This window comes from Streptomyces roseochromogenus subsp. oscitans DS 12.976 (assembly GCF_000497445.1).
Lineage (GTDB): Bacteria > Actinomycetota > Actinomycetes > Streptomycetales > Streptomycetaceae > Streptomyces > Streptomyces oscitans.
Genome location: NZ_CM002285.1, coordinates 6,199,954 through 6,202,270 on the forward strand (window position 1 = coordinate 6,199,954; position 2,317 = coordinate 6,202,270).

General features: G+C 68.8%; 2 protein-coding genes. One reads left to right on the forward strand and one right to left on the reverse strand.

Annotated elements, in window-relative coordinates; all coding sequences use genetic code 11:
* Nucleotides 1–27 precede the first annotated feature (27 nt).
* The gene (locus M878_RS76415; RefSeq protein ID WP_023550382.1) at nucleotides 28–1,362 is read right to left on the reverse strand and encodes an ABC transporter substrate-binding protein; all 1,335 of its coding nucleotides are present in this window, start codon (nucleotides 1,360–1,362) and stop codon (nucleotides 28–30) included.
* Nucleotides 1,363–1,731: 369 nt separating this feature from the next.
* Here M878_RS76415 and M878_RS76420 point away from each other — a divergent pair.
* Nucleotides 1,732–2,317: LacI family DNA-binding transcriptional regulator (locus tag M878_RS76420; RefSeq protein WP_023550384.1), on the forward strand; the 586-nt coding region annotated here is incomplete at its 3' end.

Here is a 2,317-nt window from a genome sequence, read left to right on the forward strand (position 1 = left end):
AGTGCGCGAGAGCCTGCTTGGGGCTGGTCACTGGCCGAGCACGTCCTTGATCTCCTTGGCCGCCGCGTCCCAGCCCTGGGACGGCGACTTGCCCTTCTGCTCGACCTGGAGGATGCCGATGTCGCTGATCGCGTTGTCGATCGGCTTGTCCTTGGGGCCGAGCGGCTGCGCGGGGATGGTCTTCGCCGCGTCGGAGAAGATCTGGGTGAGCGGCGCGTCCGAGAAGTACGCCGTGGTGTCGGCCTGCGGTTTCAGGCCCGGATACGCCGACGGGGTCGACGGGAAGCTGGCCTGCTTGGCGAACACCTTCGCCTGCTGCTCGGGCGCGGTCAGCCACTTCGCCAGCGCGACGGCCTCCTTCTGGTGCTTGGTCGCGGTCGGCACGCCGAGGAAGGAGCCGCCCCAGTTGGACGCGGCCGGCGCCGCCGCCACGTCCCACTTGCCCCTGCCGGAGTCACCCGACTTCTGCTCGATGTAGCCGATCATCCAGGCCGGGCAGGCGACGCTGGCGAAGCTGCCGTTGGCGAAGCCCTGGTCCCAGGTCGGGTCGAACTGCTTCAGCTTCGCCGACATGTTGCTGGTCGCGACGGTCATGGCGGCGTCCCAGGCCTTCTTCACACCCTCGGACCTGTCCCAGACGACGTTGCCGTCCTTGTCGTAGTACCGCTCGCTCGCGCCGCCCACCGCCGCGTTGTAGACGGAGGAGGCCGAGTCCACGAACTTGGTGCCCTTGGGCGCCTTCTTCATGTACTGCGTGCCGACGCCGACGTACTTGCTCCAGTCGCCCTTCCACAGCTCGGCGAGCTTGGTCCGGTCGGTCGGCAGCCCGGCCTTCTGGAACAGATCCTTCCGGTAGCAGACGGCCATCGGCCCGATGTCGGTCCCGAGCCCGATGAGCTTGCCGTCCTTGGTGGTGGCCTGGGCGTTCTTCCAGTCCAGCCACTGTGACTTGGCCACGTCCTTTCCCAGGTCCACGAACTTGTCGGCCTGGGTCTGCACGGCCTCGGTGATGTTGCCGATCTCGATGGCCTCGATGTCGTCCGTGCCGGAGCCGGCCTGGAGGCGGGTGAGCACCTTCGGCCAGTACACATCGGTACGGGTGGTGACGTTCTCCTTGATGCTGATGTCCGGATGCAGCTTCATGTACTCGTCGTAGAGGCCGGCCTGCTGGTAGCCGAAGACGCCGAAGGTGCCGATGGTCAGCGTGATCCTGCCCTTGCCACTGCCGTTGCCACCGCCGTCGGAGTGGTCCGACGAGCCGTTGTCCGAGTCCTTGGCGCAGCCGGCCAGCAGCCCCGTGGTCAGGGCGGCCACGGCCGTGAGGGCCATCAGCCGCTGGGACCGGCGGATGCTCGTGCGCATTGCGTCCTCCTGTTGCCTGACGTGCCGACCCCCCGGCCGACTGCATGGAAATCGGGCCCGTTCGTCTTCGCTGCGGCTCGGGCGGGGAACGTGCGGGATGTGTAGGTGTCAGGTAGTGTGGGAGCGCTCCCACAAGTGATGTGTTGAAGAGTCGTCGGTACGGGGCGGGGTGTCAAGGGAGCGGACGCGGGCAACTGCGTTCAGTTATCGGCACGTTAGGTACAACTAGCCCGTCCGGCGATTGAGGACGAGGCCGTTCAGGCCGAAGCGGGGGCCTGGGGGCGGCAGCCTCCAGGGTGGGCAAGGACAGCGAACGGTGCTGTTACATTCCAGGCCAGCATCAGGAGACGGTCGAGGGAGGCGGAGCCCATGGCAAGCCAGGGAGCGCGGGGCCGCAGCGGGGGCCGGCCCACGCTCGAAGAGGTCGCCGCCCGGGCCGGGGTCGGCCGGGGCACGGTCTCACGCGTGATCAACGGCTCGCCCCGGGTCAGCGACGCCACCCGCGCCGCGGTCGAGGCGGCGGTCGCGGAACTCGGCTATGTCCCCAACACCGCCGCCCGCGCCCTCGCCGCCAACCGCACGGACGCCATCGCGCTGGTGGTCCCCGAGCCGGAGACCCGCTTCTTCGCGGAACCCTACTTCTCGGACATGCTGCGCGGAGTCGGCTCCCAACTCTCCGACACCGAGATGCAGCTGCTGCTGATCTTCGCGGGAAGCGACCGGGAGCGCCGGCGCCTGGCCCAGTACTTGGCGGCCCACCGGGTCGACGGCGTACTCCTCGTCTCCGTCCACGCCGACGACCCCCTGCCGGATCTGCTGGCCCAGCTGGAGATCCCGGCCGTGATCAGCGGCCCCCGCTCGGCCGGTGAGACGCTCACCTCGGTGGACTCGGACAACTACGGTGGTGCCCGCTCGGCCGTGGAGCATCTGCTCTCCCGTGGCCGCACCCGCATCG